The sequence below is a fragment of the Bacteroidia bacterium genome (assembly GCA_019695265.1).
Taxonomy (GTDB): domain Bacteria; phylum Bacteroidota; class Bacteroidia; order JAIBAJ01; family JAIBAJ01; genus JAIBAJ01.
The window spans coordinates 1-21,877 of the sequence record JAIBAJ010000060.1; the positions used below are offsets into that span (position 1 = coordinate 1).

At 38.8% G+C, this 21,877-nt stretch carries 21 protein-coding genes; 11 read left to right on the forward strand and 10 right to left on the reverse strand.

Going from position 1 to position 21,877, the window contains the following annotated elements; translation table 11 throughout:
- The coding region (locus tag K1X82_09675) for a phosphatase (GenBank protein MBX7182369.1) at window positions 1-710 on the reverse strand (710 nt) is incomplete at its 3' end.
- Window positions 711-865: 155 nt separating this feature from the next.
- On the opposite strand from K1X82_09675, the gene K1X82_09680 reads away from it, so the two are divergent.
- Window positions 866-2,074: a sterol desaturase family protein gene (locus K1X82_09680; protein ID MBX7182370.1), complete on the forward strand. Its 1,209-nt coding sequence runs from the start codon at window positions 866-868 to the stop codon at window positions 2,072-2,074.
- Window positions 2,075-2,077: 3 nt separating this feature from the next.
- Complete coding sequence (gene miaA, locus K1X82_09685; GenBank protein ID MBX7182371.1) at window positions 2,078-2,953, forward strand: tRNA (adenosine(37)-N6)-dimethylallyltransferase MiaA; 876 nt, start codon at window positions 2,078-2,080, stop codon at window positions 2,951-2,953.
- Between the two features lie 13 nt (window positions 2,954-2,966).
- Here miaA and K1X82_09690 read toward each other — a convergent pair whose 3' ends face one another.
- The 6 genes from K1X82_09690 to K1X82_09715 form a co-directional block, all read right to left on the reverse strand.
- Complete coding sequence (locus tag K1X82_09690) at window positions 2,967-3,767, reverse strand: sterol desaturase family protein (GenBank protein MBX7182372.1); 801 nt, start codon at window positions 3,765-3,767, stop codon at window positions 2,967-2,969.
- A gap of 89 nt (window positions 3,768-3,856) precedes the next feature.
- Window positions 3,857-4,789, reverse strand: a complete 933-nt coding sequence (locus K1X82_09695) for a T9SS type A sorting domain-containing protein (protein MBX7182373.1) — start codon at window positions 4,787-4,789, stop codon at window positions 3,857-3,859.
- Between the two features lie 41 nt (window positions 4,790-4,830).
- Window positions 4,831-5,691, reverse strand: a complete 861-nt coding sequence (gene rfbA, locus K1X82_09700; protein MBX7182374.1) for a glucose-1-phosphate thymidylyltransferase RfbA — start codon at window positions 5,689-5,691, stop codon at window positions 4,831-4,833.
- A 3-nt stretch (window positions 5,692-5,694) separates the two neighbouring features.
- A complete protein-coding gene (locus K1X82_09705; GenBank protein ID MBX7182375.1) occupies window positions 5,695-6,576 on the reverse strand; it encodes a rhomboid family intramembrane serine protease in 882 nt (293 codons plus the stop codon).
- Window positions 6,577-6,592: 16 nt separating this feature from the next.
- On the reverse strand, window positions 6,593-7,414 hold the full coding sequence (locus tag K1X82_09710; GenBank protein MBX7182376.1) for a rhomboid family intramembrane serine protease: 822 nt from the start codon (window positions 7,412-7,414) through the stop codon (window positions 6,593-6,595).
- Window positions 7,415-7,424: 10 nt separating this feature from the next.
- A complete protein-coding gene (locus tag K1X82_09715) occupies window positions 7,425-8,078 on the reverse strand; it encodes a CoA pyrophosphatase (GenBank protein MBX7182377.1) in 654 nt (217 codons plus the stop codon).
- A 467-nt stretch (window positions 8,079-8,545) separates the two neighbouring features.
- On the opposite strand from K1X82_09715, the gene gldE reads away from it, so the two are divergent.
- From gldE to K1X82_09730, 3 genes are all read left to right on the forward strand, one after another.
- Entirely contained in the window at window positions 8,546-9,940 is a 1,395-nt protein-coding gene (gldE, locus tag K1X82_09720; GenBank protein ID MBX7182378.1) for a gliding motility-associated protein GldE, read from the forward strand.
- The gene (gene gldD, locus K1X82_09725) at window positions 9,940-10,536 is read left to right on the forward strand and encodes a gliding motility lipoprotein GldD (GenBank protein ID MBX7182379.1); all 597 of its coding nucleotides are present in this window, start codon (window positions 9,940-9,942) and stop codon (window positions 10,534-10,536) included. The genes gldE and gldD overlap by 1 nt, the downstream gene beginning before the upstream one ends.
- Before the next feature lie 352 nt (window positions 10,537-10,888).
- Window positions 10,889-12,691, forward strand: a complete 1,803-nt coding sequence (locus K1X82_09730) for an ATP-binding cassette domain-containing protein (GenBank protein MBX7182380.1) — start codon at window positions 10,889-10,891, stop codon at window positions 12,689-12,691.
- 522 nt (window positions 12,692-13,213) lie between these two features.
- On the opposite strand, the gene K1X82_09735 is transcribed toward K1X82_09730, so the two are convergent.
- The 3 genes from K1X82_09735 to K1X82_09745 are packed head-to-tail and all read right to left on the reverse strand — an operon-like array spanning window position 13,214 to window position 16,157.
- Window positions 13,214-13,813 carry a hypothetical protein gene (locus K1X82_09735; GenBank protein MBX7182381.1) on the reverse strand — a complete coding sequence of 200 codons (600 nt, stop codon included), beginning with the start codon at window positions 13,811-13,813 and terminating at the stop codon, window positions 13,214-13,216.
- On the reverse strand, window positions 13,813-15,150 hold the full coding sequence (locus tag K1X82_09740) for an ABC transporter permease (GenBank protein MBX7182382.1): 1,338 nt from the start codon (window positions 15,148-15,150) through the stop codon (window positions 13,813-13,815). The genes K1X82_09735 and K1X82_09740 overlap by 1 nt, the downstream gene beginning before the upstream one ends.
- 14 nt (window positions 15,151-15,164) lie before the next feature.
- Entirely contained in the window at window positions 15,165-16,157 is a 993-nt protein-coding gene (locus K1X82_09745) for a hypothetical protein (GenBank protein MBX7182383.1), read from the reverse strand.
- 153 nt (window positions 16,158-16,310) lie between these two features.
- Between K1X82_09745 and K1X82_09750 the strand changes: the two genes are divergently transcribed.
- The 6 genes from K1X82_09750 to K1X82_09775 all read left to right on the forward strand — a co-directional run.
- The gene (locus K1X82_09750) at window positions 16,311-17,078 is read left to right on the forward strand and encodes a DUF4197 domain-containing protein (protein ID MBX7182384.1); all 768 of its coding nucleotides are present in this window, start codon (window positions 16,311-16,313) and stop codon (window positions 17,076-17,078) included.
- Between the two features lie 53 nt (window positions 17,079-17,131).
- A complete protein-coding gene (locus tag K1X82_09755) occupies window positions 17,132-18,301 on the forward strand; it encodes an exodeoxyribonuclease VII large subunit (GenBank protein MBX7182385.1) in 1,170 nt (389 codons plus the stop codon).
- Window positions 18,302-18,304: 3 nt separating this feature from the next.
- Complete coding sequence (gene xseB, locus K1X82_09760; protein ID MBX7182386.1) at window positions 18,305-18,502, forward strand: exodeoxyribonuclease VII small subunit; 198 nt, start codon at window positions 18,305-18,307, stop codon at window positions 18,500-18,502.
- Between the two features lie 12 nt (window positions 18,503-18,514).
- Window positions 18,515-19,423: an ABC transporter ATP-binding protein gene (locus K1X82_09765; GenBank protein MBX7182387.1), complete on the forward strand. Its 909-nt coding sequence runs from the start codon at window positions 18,515-18,517 to the stop codon at window positions 19,421-19,423.
- A gap of 3 nt (window positions 19,424-19,426) precedes the next feature.
- On the forward strand, window positions 19,427-20,914 hold the full coding sequence (locus tag K1X82_09770) for a hypothetical protein (GenBank protein ID MBX7182388.1): 1,488 nt from the start codon (window positions 19,427-19,429) through the stop codon (window positions 20,912-20,914).
- A gap of 1 nt (window position 20,915) precedes the next feature.
- Window positions 20,916-21,877 (forward strand): aspartate-semialdehyde dehydrogenase (locus tag K1X82_09775; GenBank protein MBX7182389.1); only part of this gene is annotated, 962 nt, incomplete at its 3' end.

Here is a 21,877-nt window from a genome sequence, read left to right on the forward strand (position 1 = left end):
CTATACTCCTTTAAATTAGAAACCCTGTCTTCTCCAAACTTTTGGAAGCTAATCATTTCTGCAAAGGTGTCGAACGATCCGGAGGACCCGATTAATTCGGTAGTTGGAAATTGCTTTAAAGCGTTAAACAACACTTGCAACTCGGTCTCAAACAACAACTGAATAGTCTCTATTTCGGAAGGTAAAATGGGGTTTTGGTGTTTAAACCGATCGTATAACCTGGAAACTCCCAAATCGAAGGAATGCTTCCAGAAATAGCGATTCCTGTTACAAATGATAAACTCGCAGCTTCCACCGCCAATATCCAAAATAAGAGAATTGTGTTCCGACAAAGCACCACTAAGTTGAACTCCACGGTAAATTAATTCCGCTTCTTGCTGACCATCAATGATAGTTACTGAAATACCGCAACTACTTTTTACATCTTCAACAAACTGAACCCCATTGCCGGAGGAACGAATGGCAGAAGTAGCAAAGGCAAAAACCTTATCAACAGCCAAATCCTTACTAATGGCTGCGTACTTTTGCATGGCCTCCAGCCCTCGTTGGTAAGGCTTCTCCAAAATCAAACCCAGGTTAATTCCTCCTTCTCCCAATTTTACAGGGATTTTCTCCTGATGCAATTTCCCAACCACTTCCCTGCCACGGGTTTCAACAACCAATAAATTAAAGGTATTGGTTCCTAAATCGATGATACTTATCCTTGCCACGCTACGAAAATACACCAATCCATCGACAAGGTTACAAATTTCGATGGAAGCCCATTTCTGAAAATACTCCTGTCTAAAATCATCCAAAAATACCGGTATACATTTAGCATCCCAAAAAACTTTGCTTTACATTTGGAATCTCTAAATTATTTGGAATGAAACCCAATTACATCGCGCTATCCATTCCGGTTTTCTTTATTCTCATCGGAGTTGAATTACTGGTTTGTTGGTTACAAGGCAAAAAGTATTATCGATTAAACGATAGTCTTTCTAACCTTGCACAAGGTATTGGACAACAGGTTACCGGTATCTTCTTCAAAATTATTCTAGGATTCGGATATATTTATTTATACAATAACTATCGGTTCTATACCCTTCCTAACACTGCATTGGTTGTTTTTTGTATGTTTTTGGGAGTTGACTTTTTTTACTATTGGTTTCACCGGATGAGTCATGAGATTAATGCATTGTGGGCGGCACATATCGTTCATCACCAAAGTGAAGATTATAACCTAACTGTTGCCCTTCGGCAAAGCTGGTTTCAGGGCTTTTTCTCCATGTTCTTTTACTATCCATTAGCACTTATTGGCTGCGATCCCATTACGTTTGCAGCCCTTAGTTCGTTTAACACCTTGTATCAATTTTGGATTCATACTCAAACAATTGGAAAACTCGGACCTTTGGAATGGATATTCAATACACCCAGTCACCACCGGGTTCATCACGGCAGTAATCCCAAATATATTGATAAGAACCACGCAGGCTCCTTAATTATTTGGGATAGAATTTTTGGAACTTTCCAGGAAGAAGATGAAGAAGTATATTACGGAATCACCAAGCCATTAAACAGTTGGAATCCGGTTTGGGCCAATTTCCATTATTGGGCCGAGCTATGGGAATTGGCTAAAAAAAGTCCCGGAATTTGGAACAAAATTTTAGTGTTTATTATGCCTCCGGGATGGCAGCCCAAAGAATTGGGAGGAATGCAATATCCAAAAGAAATTGATAAAACCCATTACCATAAATACGATGTTCGCAGCAGTAGGAGCATTAATAGTTATTCTTTTTTCCAATTTATTCTCCTGTTAGTAGCCGCCTCCATTTTATTGTTTGTGGAAAAAGAATTAGCTAGTTTCCAGGTATATGGAATTGCAACCGGAGTTATTTTAGGTTTATTGGCAATAGGAGCCTACTTTGAAAACCACCGTTGGGCAATATGGTTGGATATTTTTCGGCTTGTTTTGACCTTGGTCATTCTATTGACAATAGAGGCAGAGTGGCTAAGATACAGTTCCATTCTATTTGGAATTTCCATTTTGGTTTGGGCGAAGATGGCATTTAGTAAACATCCGGAATTGGTTTAAGTCTTGAAAAACAGTTTAATTGTTATCACTGGCCCAACTGCCAGTGGAAAAACCGACTTAGCTATTCAGGTTGCCAAAAAATGGAACACAGAAATCATTTCGGCCGATTCACGCCAAATTTTCAAAGGCATGGAAATTGGCAGTGCATTTCCTTCTCCTGAGCAATTAAGCGAAGTTAAACATCACTTTATTGGGGAATTGGAACTAACAGAGAAGTTCAGTGCAGGTGATTTTGCCCAGGAAGCTCAGAAGCGAATCAAAACCTTGTTCAACAGCCATGAAAAAGTTGTTGTTGTTGGAGGCTCCGGCCTATACATCAAAGCTTTGTTGGATGGAATGGATGAATTACCTCCGGTTCTCGACTCCATTCGTAATCAACTCAATGAAGAATTACATAAGAATGGATTAGCGGTTTTAACTGAAGAACTAAAAAATGCAGATCCTGTCTATTATGAGCAGGTGGATAAAAACAATCCTCAGCGCATTATTCGGGCTTTGGAAATTTACAGAACAACCGGTTTACCATTTAGTAGTTTCAGATCCGGAAAAAAAGAAAGTGTTTTCCCTTATAACCTTTATGCCATTGACCTTCCAAGGGAAGAATTATACCAACGCATTAATAACCGAGCCGAATTGATGATGAAGCAAGGGTTCTTAGAGGAAGTTACAAGGCTAAAAAGCTTTAGAACCCACAATGCCTTAAATACCGTTGGATATAAAGAATTACTTGACTATTTAGATGGTCAAATGAGCCTTGAACAATCCATTGAAAAATTAAAGCAACATACCCGAAATTTTGCGAAAAGACAACTTACCTATATTAGGCATCAACTCGATGCAAAGTGGATCAATCCAAACACATGGGAATTGGATACGTAAAAATTTGTGGTAATTAGATAATAGCTTTTTCCAGTATTTCTTCTTCTTTTTGAGGTTCCTGACCTGCCAATCGTTCAAACTCGCTTTGATATTTTTCATGATTGGTTCTCATCAACAAATCCCAAAAATTAAAATATAATCCATAATTGCAATTAACCAATCGATGGTGCATATTATGGTGAGTACTGGTATTATTCAATCGACCCAGGGGATGCCGCAAAAAACCTTTGGGATATAACTCATAACCCAAGTGACCAAGTACATTCATCATGGTCATATACATTAAGAAAACCAATATTGCCAGCATATGCATGGGCATAATAAAAAGCAAAATTGGAATAATTGCAGCCTCTAAAAAAGCTTCAGTTGGATGAAAAGAAAATGCAGCCCAAGGACTGGGATTGTTGCTGAGATGATGAACCTTGTGTACATGAGGAAAAACCCATTTTAGGTGCATAAACCGATGAGCCCAATAAAAATAAGTGTCATGAATGAATATAGCAGCCACAATAGTGAAAAAGAAATAAGCCCAGCTATGCTCATTAAAATCCTGATAGGTATGAAAAATCCCATACTGTTTCCCCCAAAACACCAAGATCCCATTTAAAGCGAAAATAAACATGGTGGCTACGGAATAACCCACCTCCATCCAAAGTTTTTTCTTTTCCCAATCTCTTTTCTGTATGCGTTTATGAGCGAACCTGGCCTTCCATATCACATAAAAAATCAAATAGGCTAAACCGGCAAGAACAACATAACGAATTAAGTTAGCGGCATAAATCTTAGCACCAACTTCAAGGGCCTTTTCCAACATTTTAAGAAAATTGAATGTACAAAAATAAACCATCCCCCTGGATTAAAACTAAGTTTTAACCAGGGGGATGGACAAAGAATGTTAAAAAATTATTTAACGGATACTTTTACTACTTCACCGGCAATAGAACGTAGGAAATACAATCCTGATTGCAAGGAAGAAACATCTGCCTTAGTGGCATTGTTTAGATTTAAAACTACCCTTCCTGAAGCATCTAACAATTGACCGGTAACTGCTTTGGTAAAGTTAATTTCCTGAGAAGCAGGATTTGGATATACCTCAAAAGCTGCCTTTCCGGAAACTGAATTAATACCAGTAAAAATGGAAGAAGAAACAGTAATGTCATCAATAGTGATATAAGGTCTTGAACCCACTCCTGTATTGGATTGGTAGGCTTTCCAACGCAATTGAACCAAAGCCTGGTTATTAAAACTGGCAGGTAAAACAATTCCGGAGAAACTTTGAACTGAGTTATTGGCTGCACCGGCAGAAGTATAGGTAGTTCCGGCAATATCGGTCCATGCGCTTGTTGAATCAGGACGAGCTTGAAGAATCATATCATACACTCTTGGGGTTGGAGTTCCATTGGATTGAACGGCAGTACCGGCTTTCCAACTAACGGTCAAGCCTTCGCGATTGGAAGAATTTAATGTTACCAAAACAGCACCGGCTTTACCACCAACTGTACCATTTGCATCTACTGAATCGCATTGCAAATCGCTTTGGTTGTTTTGAGTATTAATGAAGGCAACACCGGAATCACCGCGGCCAATAATACGGCTACGAGCAGTTAAGTTGTAATAACATTTCCAATCTGCAGAAGGATCATCAGCAGAAGTTGGATCGGTAGAAGCCAAAGTATATTGTTTAAATTTAATCCCGGCAGGATATGTTCCGGGAGCAGTTGCAGGGTCCCATGTGGTAAAAGAAAAATCACCACTTCCTAAGTTCCATACGGCTTGTCCGTAGGTTACAGTCACCGACAAAAGTGCAGTTGCAAGAATTGCGTAAAGTTTTTTCATTCGAATTTTAATTTGAGCAAAATTAGAGAATTTACCTGAATTTATTTAAGCAAATCCAAAAGGTATTGTCCATAACCGCTTTTTAAGAGCGGTTGCGCTACCTCCCGCAGTTGGATTTCATCAATGAAACCCATTCTCCAGGCTATCTCTTCAATACATCCAATTTTTAAACCTTGCCTTTCTTCAATCACTTGAACAAATTGTCCGGCTTGCATTAGCGATGCAAAAGTGCCTGTATCCAACCAAGCGGTTCCACGATCCAAAACAGCCACTTTTAAATTTCCTTGTTTCAGGTAATGTTTATTTACATCGGTAATTTCATACTCTCCTCTGGCACTAGGTTCTAAATTTTTAGCTATTTCAATTACTGAATTGTCGTAAAAGTACAATCCCGGAACAGCGTAATTGGATTTAGGCTTAAGTGGCTTTTCTTCAATTGACAAAGCATTAAAATCTTTATCAAACTCTACTACACCATATCTTTCAGGGTCGCTAACATGATATGCAAACACCACCCCGCCTTCCGGATTATTGATTTCCTTTAACATTTTCCACATACCGGAACCATAGAAGATATTATCACCCAAAATCAAGGCACATTTATCCTTTCCAATAAACGATTCTCCAATTACAAATGCCTGGGCAAGTCCATTAGGTACTTCCTGCACTTCGTAACTGAATTTACAACCAATTCTGCTACCGTCGCCCAATAGTTTTTCGAAATTGGGCAAATCATGGGGAGTACTGATAATTAAAATCTCCCTAATTCCGGCCATCATCAATACCGACAAGGGGTAATAAATCATGGGTTTGTCGTATACCGGCATTAACTGTTTACTTACAGCCAAAGTTAAGGGATGCAACCTAGTGCCGCTACCACCGGCTAAAATGATTCCTTTCATCGTTTATTTATGTGAAGCTTTGTGTAAAATATCTTTTTCCTTAGTACTTAAACTATCGTAACCAGAACGTGAAATCTTGTCCAAAATCGCATCTATTTCTTTCTGACTGCTTATTTTCCTTTCATTATATTCTTCATCGGTCATAGGTCTTCGATGGCTAACCTTCATTTTAGGTTTGGAGGTAAAGGTAAAAAAACTAAATATTGAATTTACCCAAGACCCCGGATAACTTCCCTTTTTCATTTGTAAACCATACCACCAACCTAAGCCTGTTCCTGCCAAATGGGCAAGATGTCCGCCTGTATTACCTGCATATAAATACAACAAATCCAACAATACCAAAAAGGTAGTGATATACATGATCTTTATTGGACCTAATAAAAACAAATGAATAATTTCATGCGGATTCAATATGGTCATACAAACCAAACAGCCCATCACACAGGCAGAACTTCCAATTCCAAATCCATGAGCATCCGTGAGTCCAAGTTGTAAGAACAAGTTTCCTAAAACAACATATCCAACCCCTCCTGCAATACCTGATAAAAAATAAATTCGGTAAAAGATGGCATTGGATGTAAGAAAAAACAACCTTCTTCCGGCAAAACTCAATAATAACATATTAGAAAAGATATGGAGTAAATCCGAATGAACAAACATATGTGTCAGAAGACTCCAAGGATGGAATAACAAAACCTGAGGGTCCGAAGGCAAACCCAGGTAATAGGTCGCCATTGAATCAAATGATTCTTTGGTTATGGTCTGATATACCAACCCAACCAATAACAGAATTATAAAAACTGCTACATTTAAAATAATGAGTTTAACATAGGCTTCCCCGTTTCTCCAATTACTCAAAATATCGTTCTTAACGTCCTGAATCATGCTTTGTCCATTAATATTAAGATCTTCTTTGCCAACTTTTTATAAGCAAAAAACCAAAAAGCATCCCTCCCAAATGGGCAAAATGGGCCACATTACTGGTAGGATCATTCATTAAACCATTATACAATTCCATGGCGCCGTATAGCACTACCAAATATTTAGCCGGCATTGGAAAAAGAATAAAAAATACGATTTGATCAGGAAACATCATTCCAAAGGCGAGTAATACTCCAAAAACGGCTCCTGAGGCACCAACCATTGGCAAATCTCTCTTCACCTGAACTACAGCTTCTACCAATTCAATAGCCTTACGTTCTATTCCAATAGGGGAAGAATGGTCCCAAACCTGAATCATTTCTTTGAAGTAGGAATCCAGATTAGGATTACTATAGTTGTGATAGAAATCCATTAAACCTTCCACTGTGGGGCTTTCGGCAAATAATGCGGCTGCATTTGCCATAGAATGATACTCCCAACTTGAATACATCAAATGAATATAAGCTGCACCTAAACCGGTAACCAAGTAATAAACCAGAAACCTTCTTCCACCCCAAAAATTCTCGATTACAGCACCAAACATCCACAACGACAACATATTCAATGCTATGTGCAAAAAGCCTCCATGCATAAAGAAATGAGTCACCAATTGATACGGTTTGAAATAAGGCGAATCAATGTTGTGAAGTCCTAAAATTTGATTCAAATTGATATTCAAAAACGCAGAACAAAACTCTGTAATTAAATACATGATTCCATTCAAAAGAATCAAATTTTTCACAACCGGTGGAAAGGTTTCAAACCGGTTGGGTTGGTAGTTGGAATTGTTCCTGTTAAACATAGAAATAGGGTTATAAACCCAACTTTTCGAGGCTGTAATGTGGTCTGATTAACTCAGCCAATTCGCTTAGCATCATAGCTGTTGCGCCCCACACCACCTGGCCTTCAATATCAAAATAAGGTGCATCAATGGTTAGACTTTCATTGATTTTCACCTGGGTTTGTTTCTTAAACTTATCGTCCAAAAGCAAGGCCAAATCGGCTTCCAAAATCCGCTCAACTTCCCTGCGATTAGGCTGAAATTCAGGTTTCTCTTGCACAATTCCCACATAAGGTGTAACAATAAAATTGCTAGCGGGGATATACAATTCTGTTAGTCCACCAATTACCTCAATATCGTAATCCGGAACCCCAACCTCTTCCCAGGTTTCCCTTAAAGCAGTTTTGATCAGATTTTCATCACTTTCTTCTCTTTTTCCTCCCGGAAAACTAACCTGTCCGCTGTGAACACCTTTGTAACTAGTTCTTAAAGTAAGCACCGTATGAATCACATCCTCTATCGGATACAACAATACCATTACACTTCCCTGTCTGGCTTTTGGCCGATATTGTTCGATATAGTCAGGGGGGAAACGCAAAGAGGAAGCCATCTTAAACTGGGCTTCAACTCCTGGAAGTTTGTTCTTCAATCCTTCCTTTAATAGGGCAATTTCACTGAATTTCATAAATCCTCGGCAAACATAGAGTTATTTCTACAATCGATGAACAAAGCAAATCAAAAAATACTTTAAACACAAATTAATAACCAGTAAATTTCCCTATTGCATTGCCCAACTCCCTTCATTTTATCTGCTTGCTTGGGGTAAACCAATGCATTTCTACTTAACCCTGATTTCATTATGCTACAAGGCCAAAATGAAATTTCAATCTTTTTCATCAAACCTTTTATAATCCACTAAAACACCATGTCCGAATGAATCTTTCGCCTGTCGGGTTATTTGTCACATCGTTTTAACCCAAATTCCGCAATGGGGTTCTATTACGGCTTCCAACTACTTCAAATACAAGGATTTCAGACCAATTTTTGACTTTAAAATTATTCACAACTTTGAAGTCAAAAATCAACTTGAAACCCCTGTCATTCTTGCATTTGAAAGCCTTATCACGATTTCTAATGCAGATTTGGGTTTAAATGTCAATTTCAGGATTAAGAAATTCTCTTACTTTTGCCTCCACCATATCCTTCTTGTTGGAACCCCACAGTATACTCACCTTAAACATCCTCTTATCACTTTCCGGAGGCCTATCCTCTTCCTTATTGGTTAGTTTAATTGCTATAAGCATTTTGTTGCTTTTCTCAGCCATGTTTTCAGGCTCAGAAAATGCCTATTTCTCACTCAGCAATTATGAAATAGACGAGTTTAAATCCAGCTTATCAGCCAGCGAAAGACTTGCAGCCCTCCATTTAGACAATCCCCGAAAGTTATTGGCAACCTTATTAATTGCTAATAATTTTGTAAATATTGGCATAGTTATCCTGTCTACCATAATTACCGAAGAACTCATGGACCCCGTTTTTGCCAAATCATTTTGGGGTTGGTTTATTCAGGTAGTGGTTGTCACCTTTGTTATACTAATGTTGGGTGAGGTTATTCCCAAGGTTTATTCTACCCAAAAACCTAAAGAAGTAGCAGGCTTAATGGCTTATCCACTGTTAATTGCCTCTAAACTTTTTGCTCCTATCAGTTTTATCCTTTTGCTTACCAGCAATTTTATTGACAAGCGAATTAAGGTTAAAGGTCATTCTGTTTCGGTGGGCGATTTAACCCATGCCCTCGATATCACCAAACATGAAACTGCGGCCAATGCCGAAGACCAAAAAATCTTAAAAGGCATTGTGGAATTTGGGAATACTGACGTTAAGCAAATTATGAAGCCTCGCATGGATGTTAAGGCCTTGGATGATGCTTGGTCCAATGAAAAGGTGATGGCTTACATTCTTGATGCCGGTTATTCCAGAATGCCGGTTTACCATGACTCCATTGATAATGTTATCGGGATATTATACATCAAGGACCTATTGGCCTTTCTAAATAAAAGTGAAAGCCTGGATTGGAAATCATTAATTCGGCCACATTTCGCTGTACCTGAAAGTAAGAAAATCGACGATTTGCTCAAAGAGTTTCAACATCGAAAAATGCACCTGGCCTTGGTGGTAGATGAATTTGGCGGACTTAGCGGAATTGTTACCCTTGAAGATGTTATGGAAGAAGTAGTTGGTGACATCAACGATGAATTCGATGATGACGAAGTTTTTTACTCCAAACTCGATGATTTTAATTTTGTTTTTGAAGGCAAAATAGCACTTACTAATTTTTATCGTATTTTAAATCTAGAACCAACTCCTTTTGAGGATCGTAAAGGGGAAAGTGATTCACTCGCAGGTTTTATCCTTGAACTTGAAGGGAAAATACCTCGCAAAAACCAAAAAATTAACTTTAATGGCTTGTTATTTACCATTGAAGCGGCTGATAACAAACGCATTAAACGAGTTAAAGTTACTTTACCGAAGGAGGATATTTCCTAATGACAAACTCCCTTAAATCCTGGATTTTCGCCCTAGGCATTCTCTCCATTTTTGTGCTTTTTAACGCCTGCACCGACGAATCTACACCAAGACCCAAAGGCTATTTACGCATAGCGCTTCCCGAGAAACAATACCGGGTTTATGATTCTATTTGTCCCTTCACATTCGATTTGCCTGTTTACGCTAAGGTACTTCCTTCCGAAAGTCAATTAGCTGAGCCTTGTTGGTCAAACATCGTTTTTCCTGGATTGAAAGCAACTCTGCACCTTAGCTACAAAGAGGTTAAACAAAATTTACCCCAACTCTTAGACGATACCAGAAAACTAACCAATAAGCACATTCCAAAGGCAAGTGCCATCCGTAAAAAACTAATCCAAGCCGACGATAAAAACGTGTATGGCATGTTTATCGAAGTAGATGGTGTTGGTGTGGCATCTCCTATCCAGTTTTATTTAACAGATAGCACTCATCATTTTATACGAGGAGCCTTATACTTTAATGCATCTCCCAATGCCGATTCTTTAGCTCCGGTTATACAATTCGTAAAACAGGATTTAGACCGATTGGTAAGTAGTTTTTCCTGGAAATCCAAGTAAGAGAAAACCCTACCTTTCCGTTTATTGAGGTAATGGGACGTTTTTTGTCAATAACCTTGCCTTTTCAAAAAAAAAATTGGAAAGCATCAAAAAAATCAGAAGTGATTCAGATAGGGTTTGCACCTCGGGCAACGATTGAGGCAAGTAGCCCACAGGAGCCCGAAGCCTTCTGGCGGAGGGCGACGAGGACTACAGCCGAAAGCGTGACCCGAACGCCTTTCTTGGATTGCTTGAAATTGCAACAACCTTGGTAAGGCGGAAGGGGGCCCGCCTAAAAAAACAACGAATTATTACAAAACTTTGGCAATTCAACTACCTTTTAGATTGTATTTTTGCACCCCAATTTCAATACATGGCTTGGCGAGATACCGAAGACCTTCCGAAGGCAAAAATTAATTCAGAATCACTTAGTAAAACCAAGCGAATATTCATTTATTTCCGCCCTTACCGATGGAAATACCTGGCCAGTATGGTTTTTCTGCTGCTTACATCGGCAGTAGCACTCGTTTTTCCAATGATGATGGGGAAACTAATCAATGCCGCCAGCAGCGAAATTGTTGGACGTATCAATGAAATCGCACTTTGGTTATTACTCATTTTTGGAGCACAAGCTGTTTTTTCGTTTATGCGGATTTATCTTTCGTTTAACGTTACGGAAAATGTACTTGCAGTGATACGAAGAGAAGTGTATGCCCACATGATACGCTTGCCTATGACATTCTTCTCACAACGTAGAATTGGGGAATTGAATAGCCGATTGAGTAGCGATTTGGTGATGATTCAAGATACTTTTACCACGACCCTGGCCGAATTTTTCAGGCAATTTATCATTATTGTTGGTGGTATTATTTTCCTGGCATTTACCTCCATTAAACTTACACTAATCATGATTATGGTAATTCCGTTGGTTGCCATTTTTGCGGTTATTTTTGGTCGTTCTATCCGTAAACTTTCCAAAGCAACCCAGGATAAAGTTGCCGAAAGCAATACCATTGTGGAAGAAACATTACAAGGCATTGCCAATGTTAAATCGTTTGCCAACGAATTTTTTGAATCGAACCGTTACAATAAAAGTACTCAGGAGATTATTAAAACGGCTATGAAAGGTGCAATTGCGCGTGGTGCTTTTGCCTCTTTTATCATTTTCTGCTTGTTTGGTTCCATCATTTTTGTGATTTGGGAAGGTGTTACTTTGGTTGCCAACAAGGAATTGGAACTTGGCACCATGATTCAATTCATCCTATATTCTGTTTTTGTAGGAGCCAGCATTGGTGGAATAGCCGAAATTTACGCCCAAATTCAAAAAGCAGTTGGGGCAATTGAACGGGTTTTGGAAATTATGGATGAAGGAATTGAACCGGTTGAATTACAAGAAAATGTAGTATATCAACAAGCCAAATTGCAAGGTGAGGTGAAATTTGAAAATGTAAAATTCAGGTATCCCTCCCGTCCGGAAATAGAAGTACTGAAAGACATCAATTTCAGTGCTAAAAAAGGTGAAACCATTGCCATTGTTGGTCCTAGCGGATCGGGCAAATCTACCCTTGCTTCCTTATTGTTGAGGTTTTACACCCCTGAAGAAGGTGAAATTTTATATGATGGTATTTCGAGTAAGAAATATGGCATTAGTGAATTGAGAAGTCAGATGGCTATTGTGCCACAAGATGTATTGCTATTTGGAGGCACTATTCGGGAAAACATAGCTTATGGAAAACCCAACGCTAGTTTGGAAGAAATTAAGCAAGCCGCAAAACAAGCCAATGCACTGGATTTTATTGAAAGTTTCCCGGAGAAATTTGACACCTTGGTGGGTGAACGGGGCATCAAGCTTTCGGGTGGACAACGCCAACGGATTGCTATTGCCCGGGCAGTGTTAAAAAATCCGGCTATTTTGATTTTGGATGAGGCAACCAGCAGTTTGGATAGTGAAAGCGAAAGGCTGGTTCAGGAAGCTTTGGAAAAATTAATGGTTGGGCGCACCTCCTTTGTAATTGCCCATCGTTTGTCGACCATTCGCAATGCCGATAAAATTATTGTTATTGACAAAGGAGTAGTTTTGGAACAAGGCAACCACGAGGAATTGGTCATGAATCCGGATGGTTTGTACCGCAATCTGACTAAACTTCAATACGACCAATTGGCTGTTCTGAGTTAGTGTAGAATTTGCAAAGAGACCCAACTGAGTCAAAACACTTGATTTAAACACCTGGTTGCCCAAGGTTGTAAAAGGGTTTCATAAACTGTTTGGTTTCTTAATTCAAGTGTCACCCGGTTTCATTAATTGGCATTTCTGCTTCTGATTAGGTATTGGCAGCTTGTAGTATTCGCAAAACAGGTAGGCTAAAAAGGTTAGCATAACCATAGGTCTATTTTTTAAAATTCTGATTATGCGGGCCCCCTCCGCCCTACCCTATTTTTGCTAAACCCCAAAAAAAACTGCATGGGCGTTCGGGTCACGCTATCGGCTGTAGTCCTCGTCCCCCTAGGCTAACGCCGTCGGTGTCCTGTGGGCTACTTGCCTCTATCGTTGCCCGAGGTGCAACCTAAACAGGTAATTACTAAGCAATCTTGAAAATGTATCTAGCCGCTTTGTGTAATTGGAACCATTTCAAACCTAGCAAAATTGCAATCGAATTTAAATAAAAGACTGCAACCAGGGTCTGCAGCAAATTCAAATCTAATATAAATTCCCAACCACGATGGAAAGTATCGATCCGGCGATTCCGGTAAATGTAAAAACGCACATCAAAATAACAAACATCATAGTATTCTGCAGGCGAATTTTATAATAAAATGCCAATGCAAAGCTTACCAAAGCCACTGCAAAAAGGAAGTATTTAAGCACTTTCAGAACAATTTCAGTAGTATCATACTCCCATTCCCTTTGGGATGCAATAACATTATCTTGATGCAAGGAAGTACTCCACCTGAGTTTGCTTGGTTGTCCGGTTAGAAACGGCAAAAAATCGATCCTTTTTGTGGTTTTAGCAATGGGAATCAAGCTATCTGATACCTTCCCGGAAAAAGAAATTTCAGGATTTGTTATGGGGTAAGGATTTTCCAAATTTGTATTGGAAAGAGAATCTGAACATGGATAAAATTCCTGTTCGTGAATTTTACCTTTATTGGTAATAGATTGTTTTGAAAGTGCCAATACGTTTGGCTGTTGATGCCCCACCTTATATTTCTTAATTCCAAAGGCAGAAAGATTTGGTTTACAGGAAACCAATAACAACAAAGGAAAGAAGAAAAAAAACAGAAATCGAATGAAGTACATTAGGAATATCTAAGCCATTTAAAAAGCTCTTTGTAAGTTACCTTTTTACCGTACATCATAACACCTGTTCGATAAATTTTTCCGGCCAACCAAACCATGAAAATAAATCCGGCAATTAACAGAACCATAGAAAGTGCCATTTCCCAGGCAGGTACTCCAAACGGAAGTCGAACCATCATAATAACGGGCGATGTTAGTGGGAATATGGAGAACCAAAATGCGATACTACCTTCCGGATTATTGAGAATGACCTGAGACATTACAAAGGAAAGAACCAAGGGAATAGTTACGGGCATCATAAATTGTTGTGAATCGGTTTCATTGTCAACAGCCGAACCAATAGCGGCAAACATGGCACTATACAGTAAATAACCACCCAAGAAGTAGAATAAAAAGGCTGATAGAATTAAAGGAAAATTGATAGAACCTATCACATCCTGCAATTCCTTCATTTGATCGGGTCCAAAATTTTCTTCACCATTCTGAGGGATTGTTTGCATATTATCAGACATCACCTTTTCAATGGATTGGCCCGGAGGAGCGTTTTTACTAAGCTGATCGGCAATAACTTGAGTTCCGAAAGTATAGATTCCGGCGGTTAGCACAATCCATATCAGGAATTGGGTAAGTCCAACCAAAGCAACTCCAATTATTTTCCCCATCATCAATTCGAATGGCTTTACGCTGCTAATAATTACTTCCACGATACGATTGCTTTTCTCCTCGATTACACCTCGCATTACTTGCACTCCATAAAGGAAGATAAACAGGTAGATCATAATACCGGCAATATAACCTACGATAGTTGCCAATTCTGAACTACCTTTTTCTTCTTTACCCGAATCATCCAATTTTACGGTATTCAAACTAATGGATGTTTTAGCCGAAAGGATAGCATCTTTATTAATGCCTGATGCTTCCAATTTTGACTCCTCCACCTCTCTTTCCAAGGCTTTCTCGATATACTTAACAGTACTCATACCGGGTTGCTTTTTAAAGAAAAGCTTTAGTCCGGCGGTGGTGCTTAACACCCGTTCATGAATATAGAGCAAACAATCGTAATGTCCGGTTTTATAAACCTCCTTGGCAGATTCCAGGGGTACGGCAGCAATTTCAAACTTCAGGTTGGTTGTGTTTTTCAGGGCTTCGGAAAACAGGTGGCTATCGTCCACTACCAAAATAGTTTTTTCTTCCTTTGTAGTAAGGGCCAAAACCACCGGAATAACCATAATAGCCGCCATTAGCAGAGGGCCAATGATAGACATAATAATAAATGTTTTCTTTTTTACCCGGGTTAGGTATTCCCGTTCAATTATCAGTGCGATTTTGCTTTTCATATGTAATTTATTGGCTAAATGGAGGATTGACACTCCATTTTAAGTTTTTCTTTTTGAATGGGAACCACACCTACTTCTTCGCAAACCAGGCCTCCTGCCAGGTTTGAAATGGATGCGATGAACTCGAGGTTAAACCCCAAGGCCAGGGCACAAGATGCGACGGCAATAACACTGTCACCTGCACCTGAAACGTCGGTAATGCTTCGCAGGTGTGCCGGAATAGTTCCTTGATGATAAGAATTTTTATAGTACACCCCCTTTTCAGACAAAGTAATCAGGTAATTCTCGGCGTTTAGAATGGGATGGAGTTTTTCCAAACAAGCCTCCACACTTAAACTATTTTTTGGCAAACCGGAGAGATCGGATGCTTCAACCAACTCTTTAAAATTTGGTTTAAATAGCGAACAACCCGAATAAGATTTAAAGTTTTTATACTTGGGATCTACCGAAACAGGAATAGTATTTTGTTTGCAATACTCAATTACTTTGGTAATTAAAGATAAACTCAAACAAGCCTTATCATAATCTTCAAAAATAACCAGGTTAGGTTTGGAGGATTGAAGCAGCTTCATGAGGTGATTTTCAAAACTCTGTTGGAGTTCAGCCGAAAGAGCTTCCTCTGTTTCATTGTCAATTCGGAGCAAATGATGACCCGAGGAAATTACCCGAGTTTTGATGGTGGTAGGACGATTTTCAACGAAGAAAAGTCCGGAATTATCAATTCCATTTTGAAGCAATAGTTTTTCAAGTTTAAATCCGGCTTCATCCTTACCCAAGAGGCATCCAAGCTGAGTTTTTACCCCAAGTGAAACCAAGTTTAGAGCAACATTGGCTGCACCACCAAGACGATGTTCCCTGGTTGTGAGTTTCACAATTGGCACCGGGGCTTCCGGCGATATCCTTTCAACTGACCCGCGTATGTATTCATCCAGCATGGCATCACCAATTACCAGACAAGAAAGGCCGGACAAGCCATTAAAAAAACGTTCTATTTCGTTGGATTTCAACTTTGAAGTAAATCAATTTGGAGGCAAAATAAAGGAATAAAGACGTTGTTGGTATTTTTGAATGGAATAATCTTTCACATAATTCCTTTTACTCTATTTTCGTGCAAAGGATCATTTTGGCAAAGTGTTTGAGAAGTGACCTGAAACAATAATATGAAAATGAAAAAAACAATCCTTGCGGCCATCCTGGCATTCGGTTATTCCTTGCAGGCCGATTCACAAAAAATTGATCTAAACAAAGTTGGAAATCAAGTAATTAATACTGTAACAGGAAATTCCAATTCCGGAAATTCGAACAGTGGGGTAGCCGGACTCAGCAATGCCGACATAGTTAAAGGATTAAAAGAAGCTTTATCGGTTGGAAGTAAAAATGCCGGAAGCAATGCTTCAAAGGTAGATGGATATTGGAAAAACAATAAAATAAAAATCCCATTTCCAAAAGAAGCAGAAGCTGTAAAAACATATGCCAACAAGCTTGGTTTAAGCAGTCAGGTTACAGCCTTTGAAAAGACCTTAAATAGAGCGGCTGAGGAAGCAGCCAAGGAAGCTGCTCCCATTTTTGTAAGTGCAATTACTTCCATGTCTATTCAGGACGGGGTTGGGATATTAAAAGGAGGTGACAACGCTGCCACCAATTTCTTGAAGACCAAAACCAGCAACGATTTAAAGACCAAATTTAAACCGGTTGTAAAAAAAGCTTTGGCCAAGGTTCAAATAACAAAATATTGGAATCCCCTCATTACAAAATACAATCAAATACCGTTTGTTAAAAAACTCAATCCAAATTTGGAAGATTATGTTACTCAAAAAGCATTGGATGGATTATTCTATTTGGTAGCACAAGAGGAGGCCAAAATCAGGAAAGATCCTGTTGCAAGGGTAAATGATATCTTGAAAAAGGTTTTTGGCGCCTTATTCTAAACAACATTTTTTTGCAAAACCTCACGTTATCGGGTTTATTGGGTTTGGTTGAAATGACCTTATCCGAGAGTTTTTATGATCGCACCTTCAAAATAATTGCTGAAACATCGGACATAAGAAACTACAAGGAACGCTCCTATTGCTTTCTTAAATTGGTAGAAAAGGATGAAACGGGAATAATTGCCAATGCCGATGCGGTGATATGGAAGCAGGCCTACCACGAAATTAAAAAGTTTGAAAAAACTACCGGAATAAAGTTTGACCGAAACTTGGAAATTGTCTTTGAGGTCTCGGTACAATACGCTCCCAAATGGGGATTAAGGCTTGAAATACATTCGATTGACACAGCCTACACTTTAGGCAAAATTGAATTAAAGCGGAGAGAAGTTCTGCAAAATTTAGTGGAGGGATTCCCCAAATGGGTATGGGAAGAAAATGGGATTTATCATTCCAGAAACCAACAATTGGAGTTACCCTTACTGATGCAAAGAATTGCATTAATTACGGCTCCGGCTTCGGATGGACAAAGGGATTTTAAACATGAGCTACAAAACAATGCCTATGGTTATTCCTTTATGGTGGATGAGTATTTAACTCAAATTCAAGGCAATGGAGCCGAAAAATTCATTCTCAATCAATTCAGAGCCATTGTTGACTCTAAAATTAAATACGATGTAGTTATTTTGGTAAGGGGCGGGGGTGCACAAACAGATTTTGGTCCATTTGACACCTTGGATTTAGGTAAAGCCATAGCCGCATTTCCAATACCCATCCTTACCGGAATTGGCCATGAGCGAAATGTAAGTATAGCCGACTTAATGGCACATTCTACTGTAAAAACTCCAACCAAAGCTGCTAATTTCCTAGTAGAACACCATGCCAGAGTTGAAAGCTTCCTGATAATGAAAGCTCAAGAAATACTTGCTTTAGCAAATACCAAGTTAGACCAAGGCAAATATGATTTACAACGAAAAGCACTTTCCCTATCCCGATTAACCGAATTGCATTTGGAGCGAAAACTAAACCAGATAAATCAACTGGAACAAGCCATAACTTACTTAAACCCATACCAGGTTTTGGAAAGAGGGTTCGCTCTTTTGACTACTCAGGAAGGAACCCCAATTAAGGACAGCAAAAAAATAAAAACGGGAGAAACCATTCGTATCTTTACCCAACATTCCCAAATAGAATCGGTTGTTTCCCAAATAAAAAATTCGGATTGATATATGAAAAAGAAACAACTTACGTTTGAGGAAGCCATTCAGCAATTGGATGAGCTAATTCAACGATTAGAAAGCGGACAAATATCCATGGATGAACTTAAAACAACCCTCAGTCAAAGCAAAGAATTGGTTGATTTTTGTCGGGGAAGATTAAGGGAAATACCACCCATGGTGGAAGAATTAAAAAACAGTTTGGAATAAACCAAGAAAACCATGGTAAAAGTAGAGAATATCATTTTTGAATATCCCGGGTTTAGGGCTTTAAAAAATATAAGTTTTGAATTAGAAAATGGAAGTGTAACTGCCTTAGTTGGTCCAAATGGTGCAGGTAAAACAACCTTATTACGTTGCTTGGCATCTTTGAGCGAACCTTATTCCGGAAGTATAATTATCAATGGAATAGATGTACTTGCTAACCCGCAGGCAAACCACCGGCAAACCGGTTATTTAAGTGACACCTTTGGACTTTATGAAGGTCTGACTATTCGCCAAAACCTTCGTTTTATCGGCTTAGCTCAAAAAATTCAAAACCTGGAATCCAGAGTAAACGAGGTTATACAACTTTTAGAGTTGGAAGAATATGCTGAAAAAGATGCAAAAATACTGAGCAGAGGATGGAGACAACGTCTGGGAGTTGCTATGGCTCTGTTACATCAACCCCAATTTTTAATTCTGGATGAACCCGCATCTGGTTTAGATCCGGAGGCAAGGATTCATCTCAGCAGTTTGATAAAAGCACTTAGCCGCCAAGGAATTACCCTGTTGGTTTCTTCCCACATTTTGGCCGAATTGGAAGATTATTCTACCCATCTCCTGGTGATGCAGGATGGAAAAATTATTGACAATAAACGTATTGGTCAAATTTCCGAAATTAAAAGCAAAAACCTGATTCTAACTTTAAATTCAGAATTTGAATCTATAACTCAATTCCTCTTCCAAAACCCGGATGTAAAAAATCTGACCGGCGGTGGAACTCAATTTAAATTTCGCTTTGAAGGAGGAAACAATGAACAACAAAAACTACTAAAAGAATTAATAGCGAACGATGTGCCTGTTCTAGGATTGGAGGTAGAAAAATCAAACTTACAAGAAGAATATTTAAAAACTGTTAGAGGAAATTAAATAATGGGGAATCTGCTTTTTAAAAATCCGGAAATAGAAAGAAATCGTTGGGCCGAATTCAGCTTGCAACGCATTATTGCCATGCCGGTTTTCATTGTTATTGCTTTGGCAATTGCATATTTTATTGGAAAAGATCAAAATCAATATGACGGAATTACCCAAAATTATATCAAGGTAAATTTAGGTTTTGATTATGTTTTTATAGCCTCGATAGGCCTATTTTTAGCCATTGTGATTGCCTGGGGGGCAAAAAACGCCAGCGATGGTATTATTGAGGAATACAATAACCGAACCTGGGACTGGCAACGAAGTCATAATTTAAGTCCATGGGAAATGACCATAGGTAAATTGTTTGGAACTACTTTATACAATTGGTACGGAGGATTATTTTGTATTGGTGGTATGCTTGTTTCCTGGCCCTTCATTGAAATTTATCAAACCGGGATTGTTTTGAAAATCATTTTCCTGATCCTAGTTGCAATTTTAACCCATGCAAGCTCCGCTATTACCGCCTTGTTGGCAATAAGAAAGGCAGATGGTAGAGGGAAGGTAAAAAATGGGCTATACGTAATAGTACTATTTTATGCCTTTTCCAGCATAATAAGTCCATTTATTTCTACAGTGGAAGGTTCTTTTTCAAACGGCTATAATGGCTCCACCATCGATACTTACTGGTTTGGACTAAAATTGAGTTTAAATCTGGTTCAATTCATAAATACTTCCTTTTTTACCTTTTGGGCTGTATTAGGTCTGTATAGAAACTTCAAATCCGAATATCAATATATAAACTCATCCTGGGCCTGGATTTCTTTTATTACTTACCTCATAATAAATCAATTTGGCACCTATATCGATTATAGCGTTTTGGGTGAAAAATATCATTTAAAGTTACATGAAAATCTATTATTCTCTTCCTTGGTTTTAATCCCGATGATGGGCATATTGGCTTATGGAACATTAATTTTAGAACCCAAAAATTTTATTTATTGGAAAAAATTTTACGAAGGTCTTTTAATCAGAAATTGGAAACAAATTAACAACTATGCTCCGCTTTGGCTTATAAGTTTTTTAGGATTCTTTTTAGTAGTACTATTAACCATTCTTTTTCTGCCCTATGGAGATCTTAACACGCTACAAATTATTCCTGGCCCATTTAAGTTACTCGTTGAATTCGGCATAAGCGAGGAAGAATTGCCCCTAGCTTTACTTTCATTGCCTCTATTTATGCTCCGTGATTTTGGTATTCTCCTTTACCTTCATGCTGCCCCCCGACACAAAAGAGCCATGGGAGCAACCATTATATATTTAGGACTTTTATATGGAGCCATTCCTGGCCTATTGACTTTGGCTTCAAAACATGAACTGCTTTTTATCTTTGTTCCCATTGGAGAATACCCCCAATGGAGCGTTGTAAGTGCGGCCATACAGGCAGGAATAATAAGTTTCCTTCTTTATAAAAAATTTATCAATCGAGTACAATTAGAAAACTAAAATGAAAATTGCCGTAGTAGGTGCTACCGGATTGGTAGGTAGTAAAATGTTGGAAATTTTAGCGGAAAGAAATTTCCCGGTAGATGAACTAATTCCTGTTGCCTCCGAAAAATCGCTTGGAAAAAGTATCCAATATAAAGGAACTAACTTCCCGGTGGTTTTACCCCAAACAGCCATAGAAATGAAACCCGATTTAGCCTTGTTTTCGGCAGGTGGTAGCGCTTCCTTGGAATGGGCTCCACGCTTTGCAAATGCCGGAATTAGGGTAATCGATAATTCGTCGGCATGGAGAATGGATCCGGGTAAAAAGCTAGTAGTTCCAGAAATTAATGCAGATGCCATTGATAGCAAAGACTTCATTATTGCCAATCCCAACTGCAGCACCATTCAAATGGTAGTAGCACTATATCCCCTGCATTTGAAATATGGCATTAAACGTATCGTGGTTTCTACCTATCAAAGTGTTACAGGTACCGGACAAAAGGGGCTTGACCAGCTTTTGGCCGAGCGCAAAGGGGAAACTCCTTCCACCAAAGCCTATGCCTACCCTATCGACTTAAACATTATTCCACAAGTGGATATTTTCTTGGAAAATGGCTATTCAAAAGAAGAAATGAAAATGGTCAATGAAACCAAGAAAATCATGAGGGATGATTCCATTCAGGTAACAGCAACAACTGTACGAGTTCCGGTAATTGGCGGGCATTCCGAAAGCATTAATGTTGAATTCCTAAAAGACTTTCACCTGCATGAAATAGCCGAAATTTGGAGAGAATGCCCGGGAGTTATCGTTCAAGATGAACCTGAAATATTTTTGTATCCAATGCCAATTCATGCTCAAAACCACGATGCAGTATTTGTTGGCAGAATTCGAAGAGATTTTACCCAACCCAATTCCTTAAATTTCTGGTGTGTATCCGATAACCTTCGAAAAGGTGCCGCTACCAATGCCGTTCAAATTGC

What these genes read in the sequence shown, in the direction of transcription:
- K1X82_09680 (MBX7182370.1), top strand. Translation starts at nt 866, where the DNA reads ATGAAACCCAATTACATCGCGCTATCCATTCCGGTTTTCTTTATTCTC.
- K1X82_09690 (MBX7182372.1), bottom strand. Translation starts at nt 3,767, where the DNA reads ATGTTGGAAAAGGCCCTTGAAGTTGGTGCTAAGATTTATGCCGCTAAC.
- K1X82_09695 (MBX7182373.1), bottom strand. Translation starts at nt 4,789, where the DNA reads ATGAAAAAACTTTACGCAATTCTTGCAACTGCACTTTTGTCGGTGACT.
- rfbA (MBX7182374.1), bottom strand. Translation starts at nt 5,691, where the DNA reads ATGAAAGGAATCATTTTAGCCGGTGGTAGCGGCACTAGGTTGCATCCC.
- K1X82_09705 (MBX7182375.1), bottom strand. Translation starts at nt 6,576, where the DNA reads ATGATTCAGGACGTTAAGAACGATATTTTGAGTAATTGGAGAAACGGG.
- K1X82_09710 (MBX7182376.1), bottom strand. Translation starts at nt 7,414, where the DNA reads ATGTTTAACAGGAACAATTCCAACTACCAACCCAACCGGTTTGAAACC.
- K1X82_09715 (MBX7182377.1), bottom strand. Translation starts at nt 8,078, where the DNA reads ATGAAATTCAGTGAAATTGCCCTATTAAAGGAAGGATTGAAGAACAAA.
- gldE (MBX7182378.1), top strand. Translation starts at nt 8,546, where the DNA reads ATGTCAATTTCAGGATTAAGAAATTCTCTTACTTTTGCCTCCACCATA.
- gldD (MBX7182379.1), top strand. Translation starts at nt 9,940, where the DNA reads ATGACAAACTCCCTTAAATCCTGGATTTTCGCCCTAGGCATTCTCTCC.
- K1X82_09730 (MBX7182380.1), top strand. Translation starts at nt 10,889, where the DNA reads ATGGCTTGGCGAGATACCGAAGACCTTCCGAAGGCAAAAATTAATTCA.
- K1X82_09735 (MBX7182381.1), bottom strand. Translation starts at nt 13,813, where the DNA reads ATGTACTTCATTCGATTTCTGTTTTTTTTCTTCTTTCCTTTGTTGTTA.
- K1X82_09740 (MBX7182382.1), bottom strand. Translation starts at nt 15,150, where the DNA reads ATGAAAAGCAAAATCGCACTGATAATTGAACGGGAATACCTAACCCGG.
- K1X82_09750 (MBX7182384.1), top strand. Translation starts at nt 16,311, where the DNA reads ATGAAAATGAAAAAAACAATCCTTGCGGCCATCCTGGCATTCGGTTAT.
- K1X82_09755 (MBX7182385.1), top strand. Translation starts at nt 17,132, where the DNA reads ATGACCTTATCCGAGAGTTTTTATGATCGCACCTTCAAAATAATTGCT.
- xseB (MBX7182386.1), top strand. Translation starts at nt 18,305, where the DNA reads ATGAAAAAGAAACAACTTACGTTTGAGGAAGCCATTCAGCAATTGGAT.
- K1X82_09765 (MBX7182387.1), top strand. Translation starts at nt 18,515, where the DNA reads ATGGTAAAAGTAGAGAATATCATTTTTGAATATCCCGGGTTTAGGGCT.
- K1X82_09770 (MBX7182388.1), top strand. Translation starts at nt 19,427, where the DNA reads ATGGGGAATCTGCTTTTTAAAAATCCGGAAATAGAAAGAAATCGTTGG.